Source organism: Shewanella sp. FeAMO (assembly GCF_053653955.1).
On the sequence record NZ_CM132201.1, the window covers coordinates 3,316,761 to 3,335,189 of the forward strand.

An 18,429-nucleotide genomic window follows, 5' to 3' on the forward strand; every position below is an offset into this window, starting at 1 on the left:
GAACATGGCACCCCAGCCGGACAATAATGGTAAATATGCGAAAAAATGTGATTTTCAATCACTGCTTGTTTTAGCCTAACAGGCCAAGTTGCACCTAACCATGTGACTTAGGTCAAAAGCGATAACCAATCTATAACAAAAAAACCTCCCCAATGTAAATTGGTCATACCAAAACAAATCAATAAAACCTCATAGGGAATAATGATTCATAAATATTCATTTAAGATTTTTGATGAAAAACCAAAACTCAAACCAGAACGAAGGGAAGATGATATCGCGAATACCGGCAAGGGCGGCAAGTTTCAACATAGGGGACTTGTGAATACAAATGGTTTTAAAGCCTTTCCCGGATGTGTTCGCCATAAGCGATAAAACTGTCTGTGATGAGTTTGCCTAGAAACCAAGCGACTCAGCGGCTCTGCTTTAAGCAATGGCGGGTACGAATTTCGACGGTATGAAGAACAAAGCATGGTACTTGATGATGAAAATAGGTTCTCTATCCAGAACTTGTTACATCCCGGACTTTCAGTGGGCCTGTGTCTCTGTATCAAGCTTACGGATAAGGCACGGTGGATAGCTAGGAAATTGCAGGCGAGTAAGAAACAGATAGCAAAACGCCCCGCTATTGCGGGGCGTCTTACTTCTTTGCTATTTGGCGCGCATGGAAGGAGTCGAACCTCCGACCGCCTGGTTCGTAGCCAGGTACTCTATCCAGCTGAGCTACATGCGCTTAATCCGGAACTCAGAAAGCTTAGCTCTCAGAGTATAGTAAAGAATGGCGGAGAAGGAGGGATTCGAACCCTCGATGGGAGATAAAGCCCATACTCCCTTAGCAGGGGAGCGCCTTCGGCCACTCGGCCACCTCTCCGCATAAATTGGTGCGCATGGAAGGAGTCGAACCTCCGACCGCCTGGTTCGTAGCCAGGTACTCTATCCAGCTGAGCTACATGCGCTTAAATCTATTGCGTACTTTACTTGATATCTGGTGCGCATGGAAGGAGTCGAACCTCCGACCGCCTGGTTCGTAGCCAGGTACTCTATCCAGCTGAGCTACATGCGCTTTCAGATAATCAATTTTTCTTAGCAGCCTTTAAGGTTCCAGATGGTGCGCATGGAAGGAGTCGAACCTCCGACCGCCTGGTTCGTAGCCAGGTACTCTATCCAGCTGAGCTACATGCGCTTGATCATCTTGGAAAACTAAAGCAGAAGTGGCGCGCATGGAAGGAGTCGAACCTCCGACCGCCTGGTTCGTAGCCAGGTACTCTATCCAGCTGAGCTACATGCGCGAATTGTATTCTTTACTGCTAAAACGGAAAATGGTGCGCATGGAAGGAGTCGAACCTCCGACCGCCTGGTTCGTAGCCAGGTACTCTATCCAGCTGAGCTACATGCGCATATTTTACGTTAAGAAATGGCGGAGAAGGAGGGATTCGAACCCTCGATGGGAGATAAAGCCCATACTCCCTTAGCAGGGGAGCGCCTTCGGCCACTCGGCCACCTCTCCGTTTTCTTGGCGCACATATTACTGTTTGAAGAAAATAAGTCAAACCCTTTTTCCGAAACCTTTTCCGTTTGTCCTGTTTTTAATCACCTGACCTAAATAACGCGCAAATCCTGTGCTATCAAGGGTTTTCCGGCTCCAGAAAATAAAAAAGCCAGTTTAAAAACTGACTCTTCTATTCCTGACGGAGGTTCACTTTATGTCGCCTCAGAAGTTACCACCTTCAGAAGGTGTTCCTGTTTTCTCAGACTGAATACGCTGATAAATCTCTTCACGGTGCACAGAAACTTCTTTGGGTGCATTCACACCTATACGTACCTGATTCCCCTTCACACCCAGCACTGTCACTGTGACCTCGTCACCAATCATCAGTGTTTCGCCAACACGACGAGTCAAAATCAGCATTCGATTGCTCCTCTAGTTTCCATATCTTCTACACACGGCGCTCATCCGTCGTAACCATTATTATAAGGTGAGCTTAGTATAAATTAATAGTATTCAATACTAAATCCGTTGTTTAATTACACCTTATTTAGTTCAAAAGCGTGATGTAACACCCGAACTGCCCTGTGTAAATCCGATTCATCTATTACCACTGACAGCTTTATCTCTGATGTTGCCATCAACTTAACATGAATTCCTTCATTCCCCAAGATATCAAACACCTTGGCGGTTGCCTCGGCCCTGCGATGCACGCCGGCACCTATTACAGACACCTTTGCCAGGGCTTTTTCAAACACCAATGGGCCAAACGATGTTCCAAGTTCCGGTTCATCGAGCGCCTTTAACGCCCAAGGGAGCCTGCTGGCATCCAAGGTAAAGCTGACGCTGTCATCTGTACCCGCCTTGGTCACCAGATCCACTTCCACACCATTTTCGGCCAGCAGTGAAAATACTGCCGCAAAGGGGTCCGGTGAATCGTCGGTGCGACTCAGACTCAGCATCGCCTGCCCTTTACTGCAAGCGATACCCGCTACTTGATTACTCTTGTCTTCACAGGCATCGAAACGGATCAGGGTGCCACTGCCAGGTTCAAAGCTGGAAAGCACCCGCAAGGGAACCCGAAAGCGCTCGGCATAAGAGACTGAATCCGGGTGCAACACCTTGGCTCCCAACCGAGCCATCTCCAGCATCTCTTCGAAACTGATGGCATCAAGCTTTTGTGCGCTCGGTTCAATATTGGGATCTGTGGTATAGACACCAGCCACATCGGTAAAAATTTGACATTCCTGCGCCTTGAGCGCGGCAGCCAATGCCACAGCAGTGGTATCCGAGCCTCCGCGCCCAAGAGTGGTCACTTCCCCGAATTGATCCCGACCCTGGAAGCCGGCCACTATCGGGATAATTCCCTGGGCCAGCAATTCCAGCAGATACTGAACGTCAACTCGTTCGATACTGGCACGGCCAAACTGGCTATTGGTGTGGATTTGCACCTGGGCGGCATTGAGCGACTTGGCCTTGACGCCACGTTTTGCCAACGCCATCGCCATCAGCGCAATACTCACCTGCTCGCCGGTGGAGACCAGCATGTCCATCTCCCGCGCCGATGCATCGGGGTCAATCTGCCCCGCCAGTGCAAACAAACGGTTGGTTTCACCAGCCATGGCAGAGAGCACCAACACCTGATGCTCGCCGCTCAATTGAGCTTTGGCAATCTGCTCGGCAATCACCTCGATACGCTCAATCGAGCCTACCGAGGTGCCGCCGAACTTTTTGACATACAGTCGCTCGTTACTGCCTGAACGTACTTCTTGTGTCACATAGACCTCGTTGGTGGCGAAATTATGCCAGACGTTCAGTCAGCCAAGGCGTTACCGATGCCAATGCCTGAGGCAAGTTGGCAACTTCACTACCACCAGCCTGAGCCATATCGGGACGGCCACCGCCCTTGCCACCAACCTGCGCAGCCACCATGGCCACCAATTCACCGGCCTTCACCTTAGCGGTCAAGTCTTTAGTCACCCCGGCGATAAGGTTTACTTTGTCGCCATGAGCCAGACCCAGCACCACTATGCCAGATTGCAGCTTCTGCTTGAGCTCGTCCTGCAGACCACGCAGAGAGCCAGGGTCAATGCCTTCGACCTGTTTCACCAACACCTTGACTCCGGCAATCTCTTGCGCATCGGAAATCATATCGGCACTGGCCGCGGCGGCCAGTTTGTCTTTGAGTTGAGCAATCTCTTTTTCCAGTTGGCGGCTACGCTCCAACTGCGCCTTAAGCTTGGCTACCACTGAGTGACTGTCTGCTTTCAGCAAGTTAGCAGCATCACTCAACTCTTGCTGTTGCTCGGCGACGAAGGCCATGGCAGCAGCACCTGTGACTGCTTCAATACGGCGAATACCGGCGGCGATACCGCCTTCGGAAGTGATCTTGAACAGACCTATGTCACCGGTGCGGCCCACATGGGTACCACCACAAAGCTCAATAGAAAAGTCTCCCATGGTCACAACCCGAACCTGGGCGTCGTATTTCTCACCGAACAAGGCCATAGCGCCCTTGGCTTTGGCCTGCTCTATGTCCATCTCAGCCGTTTTCAGCTCGTGGTTACGACGGATCTGGGTATTGACCATCTCCTCAACCGCCTTGAGCTCTTCAGGCTTAACCGCTTCAAAGTGAGAGAAGTCGAAACGCAGACGCTCAGGCTCCACCAATGAACCTTTCTGAGTCACATGCTCACCTAATACTTGACGCAGCGCGGCGTGCAGCAGGTGAGTCACTGAGTGGTTCAGCTGGGTGCGATGGCGCAGTTTCTTATCGACTTGCGCAAGCAACTCCTGACCCAGAGTCAGTTTGCCTTGGCTCAGTTGGCCGATATGACCTGTGGCCTGGGCATACTTTTGGGTGTCGCTCACCTCAAACAGCAAACCTTCGGCTGTCAGTTGGCCCTTATCGCCTACCTGGCCACCCGACTCGCCATAAAATGGAGTCTTATCCAGCACAATAACCGCTTGCTGACCGGCATCCAGAGTGTCGACCGCCTGACCATCGACATAGATGCCGATAACCTTGCCATTGCCGCTGAGTTCACTGTAACCGCAGAACTCACTGTCGGCATCAATCTTCAGCCCGGCGTTGTAATCGGCACCAAACTGACCGGCGGCCTGAGCCCGGCTACGCTGCTCGGCCATCGCCGCATCAAAACCATCTTCATCGACCTTGATATTACGCTCGCGGCAAACATCAGCGGTCAAATCCATAGGGAAACCATAGGTATCGTAGAGCTTGAATACGGTTTCACCATCCAAGGTATCGCCTTTAAGCTCAGACAAAGCAGCATCCAAAATACCCAGACCACGCTCAAGTGTACGGGCAAACTGTTCTTCTTCGGCTTTCAGCGCCTTTTCCACTATGCTCTGAGTCGCCTTAAGGCCCTTGGCAGCATCGCCCATCACGTCAATTAGTGTAGGTACCAGCTTGTAGAAGAAGGTGTCTGTGGCGCCCAGTTTGTTACCGTGACGCACGGCGCGGCGGATAATACGCCGCAGTACATAACCCCGGCCTTCATTGGACGGCATCACACCATCGGCAATCAGGAAGGCGCAAGAGCGAATGTGGTCGGCGATAACCCGCAGGGATTTGTTTTCCAGATCTGTCACGCCGATGATCTCGGCCGTTTTGGCAATCAGAGTGCGGAACACGTCAATTTCATAGTTGGAATGCACGCCTTGCATAATGGCGGCAATACGCTCTATACCCATACCTGTATCGACTGAAGGCTTGGGCAGAGGCTCCATCACACCATCGGCCTGACGGTTGTACTGCATGAAGACTATGTTCCAGATCTCAATGAATCTGTCACCATCCTCTTCCGGTGTACCTGGGCGGCCACCAGGAATGTGAGCACCGTGATCATAGAATATTTCGGTACAAGGTCCACAAGGACCTGTATCTCCCATCTGCCAGAAGTTATCTGAAGCATAAGGTGCGCCCTTGTTGTCGCCGATACGGATAATGTCCTCGGCGGGAACCCCTATCTGCTTGTTCCAGATATCAAAGGCTTCATCATCAGATTGATAAACGGTAACGCACAGACGTTCCTTGGGCAGCTTGAGCTCTTCAGTCAAGAAGGTCCAGGCAAAGCGAATGGCATCTTCTTTGAAGTAATCACCGAAGCTAAAGTTACCCAGCATCTCAAAGAAGGTGTGGTGACGGGCCGTATAACCCACGTTATCCAGGTCGTTATGTTTACCACCGGCGCGAACACAACGCTGCGAAGTGGTAGCGCGGCTATAGCTGCGCTTGTCCATACCGAGGAATACGTCTTTAAACTGGTTCATCCCGGCGTTGGTGAACAACAAAGTGGGGTCATTGCCTGGCACCAGTGAACTGCTGTCGACTACCTGATGGCCATTCTTGCGGAAAAACTCCAGGAAAGCACTTCTGAGTGCTGCTGTGGTTTGGTACATAAATCGTCCTGAGTTGCTTAAGCCTGAATAATGTATAAAAAGTGGTCTAAAGGCGTGCGTCGCCCGGCCACTCAAGCGCTCTTTTGCCAAGCATTATAAGCATGCAGCGCCAGAATACCAATTAGATTGCGCAGGGTATGACGCCTGATACAGCCAAGGTACAGAGAGCGTTAGCGGCATAAGCCGAAACCCAATAACCTGAGTCAGCAAATACCATTTGCCACAGGCGCGGAATCACTCAGGGGATGGAGCCCTGAAGGCTACGGCAAGTTTTAACGGGACAGATAAAGTCAGCTAAAAGCGCCAGAACGGAGTGTTAACAGCTGAGTGTTACTTTGGCGTGCAAACAACGACTGCAACTCAAGGAAAGTAAATGCTGGGGTTTTGTAAAACAAGGTCAGTTTGGGATGCTTTAGCAGCGGTAAGCTTAGTTGTGAAGGGGCAATTGTGATAGAGGGAAAAGTCAGTCGTAAGGGTCATATTCAAGGGCATATGCCACTTGATCATAACTAAAGCCCTGCCCCATCAAGTGACGAATTCGACGAGCTTTTTCTTTCATATCATCTGCGGGACTATCACCGAATTTCTTCAGCGCGCGCGTACGGGCCAAGGCAAACCAGTCACAATCACTGGCATCCAAAACCTGCTCAATACATTGTTTATTTAAGCCCTTTTGCATCAGTGCCTGACGCACTTTCCCCGGGCCGTGGGCCTTGGCAATATGGCTGCGCAGCAAGGCTGCAGCGAAACGCTGATCATCGATAAAACCTTTGGCTTCCAGAGCATCCAAAGTCTGTTCAACTTCCGGCGACTCAAAGCCCTTGTCCAGCAAGCGGCTCTTGAGTTGCTCGCGGCCATAGTCGCGGCGCGCCAATAGCGCGACCGCAACATCCATTACCGACTGGCTCAGAAGACTTCTCCGGTTTCCAGATCGACATTGCCTTCACCTGTCTCGGCGCTGGCAGGTGCCGCTTCTGCTTTGCTGAGCAGTTTGGCACGCAGTGCCGCTTCGATTTCGGCAGCCACTTCAGGATTTTCCTTGAGGAACTTACCGGCATTGGCGCGGCCTTGACCTATCTTGTCACCTTTGTAGCTGTACCAGGCGCCGGATTTTTCCACCAGCTTGTGGGCTACGCCCAGGTCAACCAACTCACCGGTACGGTTGATCCCCTGACCATAGAGAATTTGGAAATCGGCTTGTTTGAAGGGGGCGGCAATCTTGTTCTTAACCACTTTAACCCGAGTTTCGTTACCAACAACCTCGTCGCCCTCTTTGATAGCGCCTGTACGGCGGATATCGAGACGAACGGAGGCGTAGAACTTAAGGGCGTTACCACCTGTGGTGGTTTCAGGGTTACCGAACATGACCCCTATCTTCATCCGGATCTGGTTGATGAAGATAAGCAGAGTGTTAGACTGCTTGAGGTTACCGGCCAGCTTACGCATTGCCTGGCTCATCATACGGGCCGCCAGACCCATGTGGGAATCACCGATTTCACCTTCGATTTCAGCCTTGGGCGTCAGCGCCGCCACTGAGTCAACAATGATGACATCGACGGCGCCACTGCGAGTCAGCGCGTCACAGATCTCCAGCGCCTGTTCACCTGTATCTGGCTGAGAACACAGGAGGTTATCGATATCCACGCCCAGCTTCTTGGCGTAGATAGGATCCAGTGCGTGTTCGGCATCGATAAAGGCACACACTTTGCCTTCACGCTGCGCCGCAGCAATCACTTCCAGTGTCAGGGTTGTTTTACCAGAAGATTCAGGACCATAGATCTCAACGATACGGCCCATTGGCAGACCGCCGGCCCCCAGAGCCACGTCCAGAGAAAGCGAACCGGTAGAGATGGTTTCGACATCCATGGTTCTGTCTTCACCCAGCTTCATGATAGAACCTTTACCGAACTGCTTCTCTATCTGTCCCAGAACTGCGTTCAACGCCTTCTCTTTGTTTGGATCTATTTTCATTCCTGTTCCCTCTTGATTGCGGCGCAATGCGCCGCCTGAAATCTATGTTGCCGCTCCTTTTAAGAGCTTTGGCGTAAATACCAATCTGCCACCTAGTATACTGTACAATCATACAGTATCAAGTGCTGGTGATAATTTATTTAAAGGCCGCTTGCGGATCAATCACTTGTGACCGAAAGCATAAAATTTACCCGCCCACGACTGGTTCAGTGATGAATAACTGATACTATTGGCGCCATTGTCGAAAGGGCAACCGCTCTTGGAAAAACAGTCAAGGAAACATCTGAAAGCTCCCATGAATGCAGTGATCACGCCTATGGATAACCCGGATTTGGAAAAACACACCCCGATGATGCGCCAGTATCTGTCGATGAAGGCGCAGCATGCCGAAATGCTGCTGTTTTATCGCATGGGGGACTTTTACGAGCTGTTTTACGATGATGCCAAAAAAGCCTCCGAGCTCTTGGGTATTTCACTGACGGCCAGGGGCAAGAGTGGCGGCGATCCTATTCCTATGGCGGGTATTCCCTATCATGCGGTGGAAGGTTATCTCGCCAAGCTGGTGCAGCTCGGTGAGTCGGTTGCCATCTGTGAGCAGATTGGTGACCCGGCCACGTCCAAAGGGCCGGTCGAGCGCAAAGTGGTGCGCATAGTCACTCCCGGAACCCTCACCGATGAAGCGCTGCTGCAAGAACGTCAGGATAACTTGCTGGCCGCCGTCTACGCAGGCAAGAACGGTTTTGGCTACGCCACCCTGGATGTGGCCTCCGGCCGTTTTGTGATTGCCGAGCTGGCCACCCTTGAATCATTGGAGGCCGAGCTGCAACGCACCAAACCGGCCGAGCTGCTCTACAGCGAAGACTTTTCCCAACAAAGCCTGATTGCCGGCATCAAGGGCAAACGCCGTCGTCCCGAGTGGGAGTTTGACTTGGATACCAGCATGCGATTGTTGCTGGATCAGTTTGGCACCAAAGATCTGCGTGGTTTTGGCATAACAGACGCCAGGCTGTCACTGCAGGCCGCCGGCTGCCTGATGCAGTATGTCAAAGATACCCAGCGCACCGCCCTGCCCCATATCAATGCCATTACCCGCTTTAACCAGAGCGACAGCATAGTGTTGGATGCCGCCACCCGTCGGAATCTGGAACTGACGGTGAACCTTGCCGGTGGCCGGGACAATACTTTGGCTTCGGTGCTGGATGCAACCGCTACCCCCATGGGCAGTAGGATGTTACAGCGTTGGATCCATCAGCCACTCAGAGATCATCAACAGATAGGCCTGCGGCAAACCGCTGTGGCGGAGTTGATTGCCAGCTGCCTGTTCGAACCGTTGCATGATGACCTCAAGGCGCTCGGTGATGTGGAGCGGATCATGGCGCGCCTAGCTCTGAGAAGCGCCCGCCCGAGAGACTTTGCCCGTCTGCGGCAAGCGCTGGCGCTGTTGCCGCAACTGCAGCAACTATTGGCAAATACGCAAAGCCCCGAACTTGGCCGTTTGAAACGCCAGCTCAGTGAATTCCCTGAAGAACTCGCGCTGCTGGAGCGGGCCATTGTCGACAACCCACCGGTACTCATTCGTGATGGCGGCGTGATCCGCGATGGTTATCATGCCGAACTGGATGAATGGCGCCGCCTCAGTGAAGGCGCCAGTGACTATCTGCAACAGTTGGAAGTCAGGGAAAAAGAGCAAACGGGAATAGCCACCCTGAAAGTCGGTTTCAACCGGGTACACGGCTACTATATCGAAGTTTCCCGCGGCCAGTCGGCACTGGTGCCTCTGAGCTACCAGAGACGCCAGACATTGAAAAACACCGAGCGCTATATCATCCCCGAGCTGAAAGAGTATGAAGAGAAAGTACTCTCCAGTCAGGGCAAGGCGCTGGCACTGGAAAAACAGCTTTGGGACGAGCTGTTCGATCTCCTGCTACCCAAGCTCAGCGAGTTGCAGGCCTTTGCCATGGCAGCGGCCGAGTTGGATGTACTGAGCAACTTTGCCGAGCGGGCCGACAGTCTCAACTACAACCAGCCGGAATTGAGCGATAAGCCGGGCATACATATTGAAGCCGGGCGTCACCCAGTAGTTGAGCGAGTCAGCCAGGCTCCCTTTATCGCCAACCCGGTAACTCTTAGCCCTGAACGTAAAATGTTGGTAGTCACAGGCCCCAATATGGGCGGTAAGTCCACTTACATGCGTCAGGTGGCGCTGATCACCCTGATGGCGCATATCGGCAGCTTTGTGCCGGCAGATAAGGCAATTCTGGGGCCTGTTGACAGGATCTTCACCCGTATCGGCGCCTCGGACGATCTGGCCTCGGGCCGCTCCACCTTTATGGTGGAAATGACAGAAACGGCCAATATTCTCCACAATGCGACCGCAGAGAGTCTGGTGCTGATGGATGAGATTGGCCGTGGCACCTCCACCTATGACGGCTTGTCACTGGCCTGGTCGGCGGCAGAGTATCTGGCTCAGCGACTCGGTGCCATGACACTGTTTGCCACCCATTACTTCGAGCTGACTCAGTTGGCAGAATTGATGCCCCAGGTTGCCAATGTACATCTGGATGCCATGGAGCATGGCGACAGCATAGTCTTTATGCACGCCGTGCAGGAAGGGGCCGCCAGCAAGAGCTATGGTTTGCAGGTTGCTTCACTGGCCGGTGTTCCGGCCTCGGTGATCAAGGCCGCCAAATTGAAACTGCAGCAACTTGAAAGTCGCGATCACGGTCAAGAACCCCATGTCCCGGCGCAGGCCACACTGCAACTGGAAACGCCGCCATCTGAGCTTGAACTTCTGCTTGGCAGGCTGAACCCGGATGAACTCAGCCCAAGAGAGGCGCTGGACCTAATCTATAAACTCAAGGCGTTGGCAAACTAAGTCCGCTACTCCAGCTATCGCTGTGGCTTGTAAATACAAGAAAAAAGGGGCGCAATGCGTCCCTTCTTTTTATTACAAAGGATGGTAAGTTGCTTTAGGCCTTGAACAGGGCCTCTACCGACAACCCCTGAGAGGAGAGTATGTCGCGCAGGCGTTTCAATGCCTCCACCTGAATTTGCCGCACTCTTTCACGGGTCAGGCCAATTTCCGAGCCCACATCTTCCAGAGTAGAAGGTTCATATCCCAGTAGGCCAAAGCGTCTGGCAAGCACTTCTCTTTGCTTGGTATTGAGCTCATTGAGCCACTTAACCACTGAGTTGGAAATGTCTTCTTCCTGCACCTGGGCATCCGGCGTCATCTCATCATCATCCGCCAACACATCGAGCAGAGCCTTGTCGTTGTCACCGCCTATCGGGGTGTCGACCGAGGTGATCCTCTCATTCAGCTTCAGCATCTTGCTGACATCACTGCTCGGCAGTTCCAGCTTTTCAGCTATCTCTTCGGCTGTGGGTTCGTGATCCAGCTTATGAGCCAACTCCCGGGCTGTACGCAGATACACATTGAGCTCTTTCACCACATGAATAGGCAGACGTATGGTGCGGGTCTGATTCATTATGGCTCGCTCTATGGTCTGGCGGATCCACCAGGTGGCATAAGTGGAGAAACGGAATCCGCGCTCGGGGTCGAACTTCTCTACGGCACGGATCAGACCAAGATTGCCTTCTTCAATCAGATCCAAGAGTGCCAAGCCACGGTTGTTGTAACGGCGGGCTATTTTAACCACGAGGCGTAAATTACTTTCGATCATGCGGTTGCGTGATTTTTCACAACCTTTGAGGGCCTTGCGCGAGAAAAAGACTTCTTCTTCTGCACTCAGCAAGGGGGAAAATCCGATTTCACTCAGATAAAGTTGGGTCGCGTCTAAGTTCTTTTGCAGGTCATCCTGAACCATTTCGGCCAGAGCTTCTTCCTTCTTCGACGCCACTTCCGTGTCGTTTACGGATAAATCTACAAGCTCTTCCACGGGTGCGCTAGCATTTTTGCGGCTCATAATATTCTCTCCCAAACCTTAACAAACTAATTTACATCGCTTTTTATCCTCCATATGCCAACTTTGGCTCCCAAACAATCAGCGTTTGGGTAAATAATTAAGTGGATTAACAGACTGACCATGGTAGCGGATCTCAAAGTGCAGCATGACCTGGTTGGTGCCTGTACTTCCCATCTTCGCAACAGTTTGCCCAGCGGACACATGCTGCTTTTCCTTGACCAAGATCTTATCGGCGTGGGCGTAAGCACTGAGATAGTCATCACTATGCTTGATAATGACGAGGTTTCCATAACCCCGCAAAGCATTACCCGCATAGACTACCCGACCATCGGCAGTGGCTTTAATAATATCGCCTCGGTTGCCTGCTATCTTGATTCCTTTGTTTCCCTGCTCTTTGGCAGAGAAGGCGCCAATCACCCGACCATTGACTGGCCATATCCAGCGACTGACTTTGTCCGGCAGAGTCGAACTCGGCTTGTGGACAACGTGGTTAACATTCTGTTTACCATTGGATACAGGGTAAGCAGACTTTGGTTTGGGATCAAGTGTGTTTTTCGGCTTATTTTGCTTGGCTTGAGCGACGGCTTGTTTCTGCTTAACCGTCTGTTTTTTATAGATCTTATCTTTTGGTTTTTGAGGTTTGGATTTGGAGTTTTTACTCGAACTCGGCTGTGAATTCGATTTAACATTTTTTTTACCATCGAGAATGAGCACTTGGCCAGGGTAGATGGTATAAGACTTATCTAGCTGATTTAACTTGGCTATTTGTGCATAGTCTTTACCGGCCCCCCAAGCGATGGAGTAGAGGGTATCGCCCTTTTTCACCTTATAAGTGTCAGAGCGAATAGAACCTCTTTCGATCGCCGGCCGTTTTACGCCATAAATGGATTCGACCGGAGCCGGCCTCTGAGCCTGAAAACTGCATCCAGAAACCAGAGTGACCAATAGCACTGAGCCAAGGCGACAAAGAAATGACGCCTTTTTATGCAGAAACTGGCTGGAATGCAATGGGCTCAAGAATACTCCTGCATGCTTTAATGACTATCAGGCCAAACCGCCACTGATTAAGGGAACAAATTTTACCGCTTCGACCACTTGGGAAATAAACTGTCCCTTCTCCCGGCGGATCTTAAGCAACTGTTGGCTCTCATCACCAACGGGGATCACCAGTACGCCCCCCTCTGCCAACTGTTCCAGCAAGGCTGTGGGAATGTCAGAGGCCGCCGCTGTCACCATGATGGCATCGAAGGGCGCCCTGTTGGGCCAACCTTGCCAGCCATCACCGTATTTGAAGGCCACATTATGCAGATCCAAGCGTTTGAGGCGTTGGCGAGCCTGAATTTGCAGGCTTTTGATCCGCTCAACCGTGCAAAGCTCTGGCACCAACTGCGCCAGTACTGCTGCCTGATATCCTGAACCGGTACCTATTTCAAGCACCTTGGCAGGATTATGCTCCAACAATAACTCCGTCATTCTCGCCACAATATAAGGCTGGGATATTGTCTGGCCCGAGCCTATGGGTAGAGCGGTGTTTTCATAAGCCTTGTGCGCCAAGGCACCATCAAGAAACAACTCTCTGGGGGTTTTGGCCACCACCTGCAACAGACCCGGGTGACGGATCCCTGCTTCCTGCAGTTTTCTGGTTAAGTTCAGTGCCGATGTGGAGGCTACCCGGGTCATAGTTTTTCTATCCAGTGTTGCAATTGTGAAAGCTGCCGATAGGCGGTTAAATCTACAGTTAATGGGGTGATGGATACATATCCCTGAGACACGGCATAAAAGTCTGTGTCTTCACCCACATCCAGTTCAATCCCGGGTGGCCCCAACCAAAATACCTCGCGGCCGTGAGGATCTCTGGCTCTGACCATCCCCTCAGCCTTATGCCGGGCGCCGAGCCGAGTAACCCGTATCCCCTTGATTTCATCGAGAGGCAGATCCGGCACATTGATATTGAGGATCTGATCCGAGGCAATAGGATGCTTCTTAAGCCCCATTATGATCTTCACCGCATAGGCCGCCGCACTGTCATAATGCGTAAGCTCACGGCCCACCAGGGATACGGCCACTGCCGGCAACCCCAGAAAACGCCCTTCCATCGCCGCCGCAACTGTGCCTGAGTAGAGGGTATCGTCTCCCATATTGGCACCGGCATTGATACCCGAGACCACCATGTCGGGTTCACCTTCATAGAGTTCGCGAATCGCCAGATGAACGCAATCGGTAGGCGTGCCGTTTACCGAGATGTAGCCATTGTCTAACTTATTAATCCTTAAGGGATTCGTCAAGGTTAAAGAGTTGCTGGCACCGGAGCAGTTGCGATCCGGCGCCACAGTGAGCACTTCGGCAACGGCTGACAAGGCTTCCGATAGAGCGCGGATCCCAGGTGCCGTTACCCCATCATCGTTGCTGACCAAGATTTTCATGCAGGGTTTCCTTCCTGAACCGCCTGGCGCTCACGCCACAGACGTTCGGTCACATCATCATAGTCGAGCAGTTCCCGCAGCACTGAGGTTGCAAAGCTGCCCGCAGGAAGGCTGAACTCCAGCTCCAGTGTGTCCGGCTCGATAAACTGGTACTTCATCCCTTCGGGGCGCAGCAACAGTGGTCGCCTTTCCTGCTCGAGCCCAGCTTTTTCCAGGCCTTCACAATCGGCGCTGTATTCGGCCAGTACCTGAGCCTCAAAGGCCAAGGCATCGGCACTGCTGAGTGGCTGCCCCCTACCCCACATGGGCGCCGACAGCAAAATATCTTTCTCTGCCAGCCTTTGTTGCAATACCTCATCCCAGCGCTCGGCAACAAAGAAACTGCGGCTGCCGGCCAGCATGACACAATCACCGTCGAGACACTCAAGCCCATGGGTCGCCAGGCGCTGAGAGACCAGTTGATTGAACAATAATGAGCGCAGCGCCGACAGGTAGATGGAGCGCTTGTTTCTGTCTTTCACCTTGCGCCCCTGCAGCATCTGCCGCGCCATTTCTATGTTGCGGCCGTTGTGGCCAAAGCGCTGTTCACCGAAATAGTTGGGTACGCCCCCCTCGGCAATCGACTCCAGCCGCTGCAATACATCTTCCGGCTGAGTTATCTGGCGCAGAACCAGCTTGAAACGGTTACCGGAAAGCGCACCAATGCGCAGCTTCTTGTTATGACGCGCCGCACTCAATACCGTGATGGACTCACTGTTAAGACTCAGCCAATCCGGTGTTTCTTTACCCGGAATTCGTACGCCGAACCACTGCTCTGTGATGGCATTCTTATCCTTCTGGCCGGCAAAGGTCACCTCTTTGGGATGAACCTTGGCCAATTTGGCCAGCATCTCGGCCACCTGAACCGTATTCAGGCCATCTTTACGAATATGCAGCAGATGGTGCTCACCCTCGCCCGAGGGCAGAAAAGGCAGTATTTCCTGCACCTGAAAATCGCTGTTGCTGGTGCGCATATCGCCTTTGGAGAGCGGCTTGCCATAGAGAAAGTGTAATGAATTCATCTTATTTGAATCTTTTCCTGTAAATGAGTCGGTACTACATACCGAACATCAGCACCACGGCTTCTACCGCAATGCCTTCACCTCGGCCGGTAAAGCCGAGTTTTTCTGTCGTGGTCGCCTTGACGTTGATGGAATCGAGATCTGTGTGCAGATCTTCGGCCAACATCTGCCGAATGGCTTCAATATGAGGCGCCATCTTGGGCGCCTGAGCAATAATGGTCACATCCAGGTTGCCGAGACGAAAGCCTTTGTCCAGTGCCAGGCGGTAACAATGACGCAGCAGCACCCGGCTGTCGGCTCCCTTGAATTCGGCATCTGTATCGGGAAAGTGTTTACCTATGTCACCAAGCGCCATGGCGCCGAGTATGGCATCTGAAATCGCGTGCAATACCACATCACCATCCGAGTGCGCCAACAGGCCTGTGTGGTGCGGCACTTCCACCCCACCCAGGACCAAGGGCGGCTCACCACCGAATTTATGTACATCAAAACCGTGTCCAATACGTATATTCATTGCTTGTTCCTGTATTCAGTTGCCCCGCTGATGCGCCAGATAAAGCGCTGCCAGCGGCAAGTCGTCCGGATGGGTTACCTTGATATTGTCACTGCGGCCGCTGATAAGTGCCGGGTGTACTCCGCGCCACTCCATCGCCGAGGCTTCGTCTGTCACCAGCACACCGGCGGCCAGCGCCGCTTTCAGCGCCTCGGTCAAAGTAAGCAGTGGAAACAGCTGCGGCGTTAGCGCATGCCAGAGTGCTTCTCTGGCAACCGTTTCACTGATGCAGCCATCAACGCCGCTGCGTTTCATAGTGTCGCGCACCGGCGCAGCCAGTATCGCCCCTTGAGGATGTTGTTTTCGTGAAGCAAGCAGCTTATCAATATCGCCATGGGTCAGGCAGGGTCTGGCGGCATCGTGTACCAGGGCCCAGGTATTGGCGGGCAATGGCTTGTCGGCAACCAGGCTCTCAAGCGCCGCCAGCACAGAATCGGCCCGCTCTTTACCGCCGGTGACTGTCTCCAACTTGGGATGACTGGCCACCGCCAGTTTGCCAAAGAAGCTATCTTCCGGGTTCAGTGCCACTATCACCCTTGAGATGCCATTGTGGCTCAGCAATCCCTTGAGAGTTTGCTCCAAAATGCAGGAGCCGGCGAGTGGCAGATACTGCTTGGGACAGTCGGCGCCCATGCGACTGCCTATTCCCGCTGCCGGTACTATGGCAATCACTGGTTCATCACTGGGAACCCCGGCCGCTATGGTTCGGGAGGAAATAGATTCGCTCATGGATATCCGTTATGTTGAAATTGGGCCGCTACTGACTGGCCAAGGACATGGAACGCTGCTCACCACCAACAACCCGATAAAAGGTTTCACCCTTCTTGATTAACCCCAGCTCATTGCGGGCACGCTCTTCCAGGGCTTCGGTACCGCTGCGCAGATCGCGGATCTCCTCTTTCAGTACCTGGTTACGTTCTTCGAGCCTGGCATTGCTGTCATTTTGAGCCGCTATCTGCTGCTCAAGATGGAAGTACTCCGGCAGACTGTTTTCTCCCAGCCAAAGACGATATTGCAGTAGCCCCAGCAACAAGGCGATGACAAAAAGCAGTCGTTTCATGGTGATAAATTCAGCTCATGCCCTAAAAAATACGATTAGTGTTGATAGTACAACAAAAAAGGCCACCAAGTGGCGGCCTTTTGTAGCTGGGGGCGAAAATTACGCCTGACCTTTGATCTCACTCAGGCCGCGGTAGGCTGCCTTGGCGCCCAGTTGCTCTTCAATACGCAGCAGCTGGTTGTACTTGGCAACACGGTCAGAGCGGCACAGAGAGCCGGTCTTGATCTGGCCGGCTGCGGTACCTACTGCCAAGTCGGCAATGGTCGCATCTTCAGTTTCACCTGAGCGGTGAGAGATAACGGCGGTGTAACCGGCTTCCTTGGCCATGCGGATAGCGGCCAGAGTCTCGGTCAGAGAACCTATCTGGTTGAACTTGATCAGAATCGAGTTGGCAACACCCTGCTCGATACCGCGAGACAGGATCTTGGTGTTGGTCACGAACAGGTCATCACCCACCAGCTGGATCTTGTCACCAAGGATCTTGGTCTGGTAAGCCCAGCCATCCCAATCAGACTCATCCAAGCCATCTTCGATAGAAACGATAGGATACTGCTCGGTCAGCGACTTGAGGAAGTCAGAGAAACCGTTGGAATCGAATACCTTGCCTTCACCGGCCAGGTCATACTTACCGTCTTTGTAGAACTCGGAAGCCGCACAATCCAGCGCCAGAGTCACATCTGTGCCGAGTTTGTAGCCAGCAGCTTCAACGGCTTCTTTGATAACCGCCAGGGCATCGGCGTTGGATGACAGGTTAGGCGCAAAACCACCTTCGTCACCCACGGCAGTGTTCAGGCCCTTGGACTTGAGCACCTTCTTCAGGTTGTGGAAGATTTCAGCGCCCATACGCAGGGCTTCACGGAAACTCTTGGCACCGACTGGCTGTACCATGAATTCCTGAATGTCGACGTTGTTGTCGGCATGCTCACCACCGTTCAAGATGTTCATCATAGGAACCGGCATGCTGTACTGGCCAGGAGTCCCGTTCAGTTCGGCGATGTGAGCGTAAAGCGGCATACCTTTGAAGGCAGCAGCGGCCTTGGCAGCAGCCAAAGACACAGCCAGAATGGCATTGGCGCCCAGCTTGTCTTTGTTCTCAGTGCCGTCCAGCGCGATCATGATGCCATCCAGCTCGGCTTGAGCCGTGGCATCTTTACCCAGCAGGGCTTCACGGATAGGACCGTTGACATTGTCAACAGCCTTGAGCACACCTTTACCCAGATAGCGGGCCTTGTCGCCATCGCGCAGTTCCAGCGCTTCACGGCTACCGGTAGAAGCACCTGATGGAGCTGCTGCCATGCCGATGAAACCACCTTCCAGATGCACTTCAGCTTCTACAGTGGGGTTACCGCGAGAATCCATGATTTCGCGTCCAATGACGTTAATGATCTTAGCCATAATGTCCTCGATTAAAGTTAAAGAAAAAACCCATACCCATCTGAGCGTTCAGCGTCTCTCATATGGGTATTGGACTTTCACTTCACACTTCCCGGCGCGGCCGGGGATGAAAAAGCCGGAGCTGCCATAGCA

15 protein-coding genes and 8 tRNA genes are annotated in these 18,429 nt (G+C 52.6%); 1 reads left to right on the forward strand and 22 read right to left on the reverse strand.

Annotated features, from left to right (window positions below):
- Positions 1-653: 653 nt before the first annotated feature.
- The 13 genes from ACWAU4_RS14935 to recA form a co-directional block, all read right to left on the reverse strand.
- Positions 654-730, reverse strand: a tRNA-Arg gene (locus ACWAU4_RS14935).
- A 46-nt stretch (positions 731-776) separates the two neighbouring features.
- A tRNA-Ser gene (locus tag ACWAU4_RS14940) sits at positions 777-868 on the reverse strand.
- An 8-nt stretch (positions 869-876) separates the two neighbouring features.
- Positions 877-953 (reverse strand) — tRNA-Arg (locus ACWAU4_RS14945).
- Between the two features lie 30 nt (positions 954-983).
- Positions 984-1,060 (reverse strand) — tRNA-Arg (locus ACWAU4_RS14950).
- Between the two features lie 43 nt (positions 1,061-1,103).
- Positions 1,104-1,180: transfer RNA gene (locus tag ACWAU4_RS14955), tRNA-Arg, on the reverse strand.
- A gap of 29 nt (positions 1,181-1,209) precedes the next feature.
- Positions 1,210-1,286, reverse strand: a tRNA-Arg gene (locus ACWAU4_RS14960).
- A gap of 31 nt (positions 1,287-1,317) precedes the next feature.
- A tRNA-Arg gene (locus tag ACWAU4_RS14965) sits at positions 1,318-1,394 on the reverse strand.
- Between the two features lie 18 nt (positions 1,395-1,412).
- Positions 1,413-1,504, reverse strand: a tRNA-Ser gene (locus ACWAU4_RS14970).
- A 204-nt stretch (positions 1,505-1,708) separates the two neighbouring features.
- Positions 1,709-1,906, reverse strand: a complete 198-nt coding sequence (csrA, locus tag ACWAU4_RS14975; RefSeq protein WP_025011666.1) for a carbon storage regulator CsrA — start codon at positions 1,904-1,906, stop codon at positions 1,709-1,711.
- Between the two features lie 116 nt (positions 1,907-2,022).
- Positions 2,023-3,261 (reverse strand): aspartate kinase, encoded by a 1,239-nt coding sequence (locus ACWAU4_RS14980; RefSeq protein WP_044734850.1) that lies wholly within the window; start codon positions 3,259-3,261, stop codon positions 2,023-2,025.
- A 22-nt stretch (positions 3,262-3,283) separates the two neighbouring features.
- Complete coding sequence (alaS, locus tag ACWAU4_RS14985; protein ID WP_028781522.1) at positions 3,284-5,908, reverse strand: alanine--tRNA ligase; 2,625 nt, start codon at positions 5,906-5,908, stop codon at positions 3,284-3,286.
- Between the two features lie 463 nt (positions 5,909-6,371).
- On the reverse strand, positions 6,372-6,803 hold the full coding sequence (locus ACWAU4_RS14990) for a regulatory protein RecX (protein WP_371872948.1): 432 nt from the start codon (positions 6,801-6,803) through the stop codon (positions 6,372-6,374).
- A gap of 11 nt (positions 6,804-6,814) precedes the next feature.
- Positions 6,815-7,879, reverse strand: coding sequence for a recombinase RecA (gene recA / locus ACWAU4_RS14995; RefSeq protein WP_025011663.1), 1,065 nt, complete (start codon positions 7,877-7,879; stop codon positions 6,815-6,817).
- Between the two features lie 316 nt (positions 7,880-8,195).
- Between recA and mutS the strand changes: the two genes are divergently transcribed.
- Positions 8,196-10,754: a DNA mismatch repair protein MutS gene (gene mutS, locus ACWAU4_RS15000; protein WP_375336379.1), complete on the forward strand. Its 2,559-nt coding sequence runs from the start codon at positions 8,196-8,198 to the stop codon at positions 10,752-10,754.
- A 94-nt stretch (positions 10,755-10,848) separates the two neighbouring features.
- Here mutS and rpoS read toward each other — a convergent pair whose 3' ends face one another.
- From rpoS to eno, 9 genes are all read right to left on the reverse strand, one after another.
- Positions 10,849-11,805: an RNA polymerase sigma factor RpoS gene (gene rpoS, locus ACWAU4_RS15005; RefSeq protein ID WP_025889143.1), complete on the reverse strand. Its 957-nt coding sequence runs from the start codon at positions 11,803-11,805 to the stop codon at positions 10,849-10,851.
- Between the two features lie 78 nt (positions 11,806-11,883).
- Entirely contained in the window at positions 11,884-12,795 is a 912-nt protein-coding gene (locus ACWAU4_RS15010) for a peptidoglycan DD-metalloendopeptidase family protein (protein ID WP_454290575.1), read from the reverse strand.
- Positions 12,796-12,849: 54 nt separating this feature from the next.
- Positions 12,850-13,485, reverse strand: a complete 636-nt coding sequence (locus ACWAU4_RS15015; protein WP_028781519.1) for a protein-L-isoaspartate(D-aspartate) O-methyltransferase — start codon at positions 13,483-13,485, stop codon at positions 12,850-12,852.
- Positions 13,482-14,228: a 5'/3'-nucleotidase SurE gene (surE, locus tag ACWAU4_RS15020; RefSeq protein WP_044734853.1), complete on the reverse strand. Its 747-nt coding sequence runs from the start codon at positions 14,226-14,228 to the stop codon at positions 13,482-13,484. Before surE ends, ACWAU4_RS15015 begins: the two co-directional genes overlap by 4 nt.
- A complete protein-coding gene (truD, locus tag ACWAU4_RS15025) occupies positions 14,225-15,289 on the reverse strand; it encodes a tRNA pseudouridine(13) synthase TruD (RefSeq protein WP_144191823.1) in 1,065 nt (354 codons plus the stop codon). Before truD ends, surE begins: the two co-directional genes overlap by 4 nt.
- Before the next feature lie 34 nt (positions 15,290-15,323).
- Complete coding sequence (gene ispF, locus ACWAU4_RS15030) at positions 15,324-15,803, reverse strand: 2-C-methyl-D-erythritol 2,4-cyclodiphosphate synthase (RefSeq protein WP_025889135.1); 480 nt, start codon at positions 15,801-15,803, stop codon at positions 15,324-15,326.
- A gap of 15 nt (positions 15,804-15,818) precedes the next feature.
- Positions 15,819-16,571, reverse strand: coding sequence for a 2-C-methyl-D-erythritol 4-phosphate cytidylyltransferase (ispD, locus tag ACWAU4_RS15035; protein WP_190532651.1), 753 nt, complete (start codon positions 16,569-16,571; stop codon positions 15,819-15,821).
- 28 nt (positions 16,572-16,599) lie between these two features.
- Positions 16,600-16,902, reverse strand: a complete 303-nt coding sequence (gene ftsB / locus ACWAU4_RS15040) for a cell division protein FtsB (protein WP_025011658.1) — start codon at positions 16,900-16,902, stop codon at positions 16,600-16,602.
- Between the two features lie 99 nt (positions 16,903-17,001).
- Complete coding sequence (gene eno / locus ACWAU4_RS15045) at positions 17,002-18,297, reverse strand: phosphopyruvate hydratase (protein WP_025011657.1); 1,296 nt, start codon at positions 18,295-18,297, stop codon at positions 17,002-17,004.
- Positions 18,298-18,429: the final 132 nt, after the last annotated feature.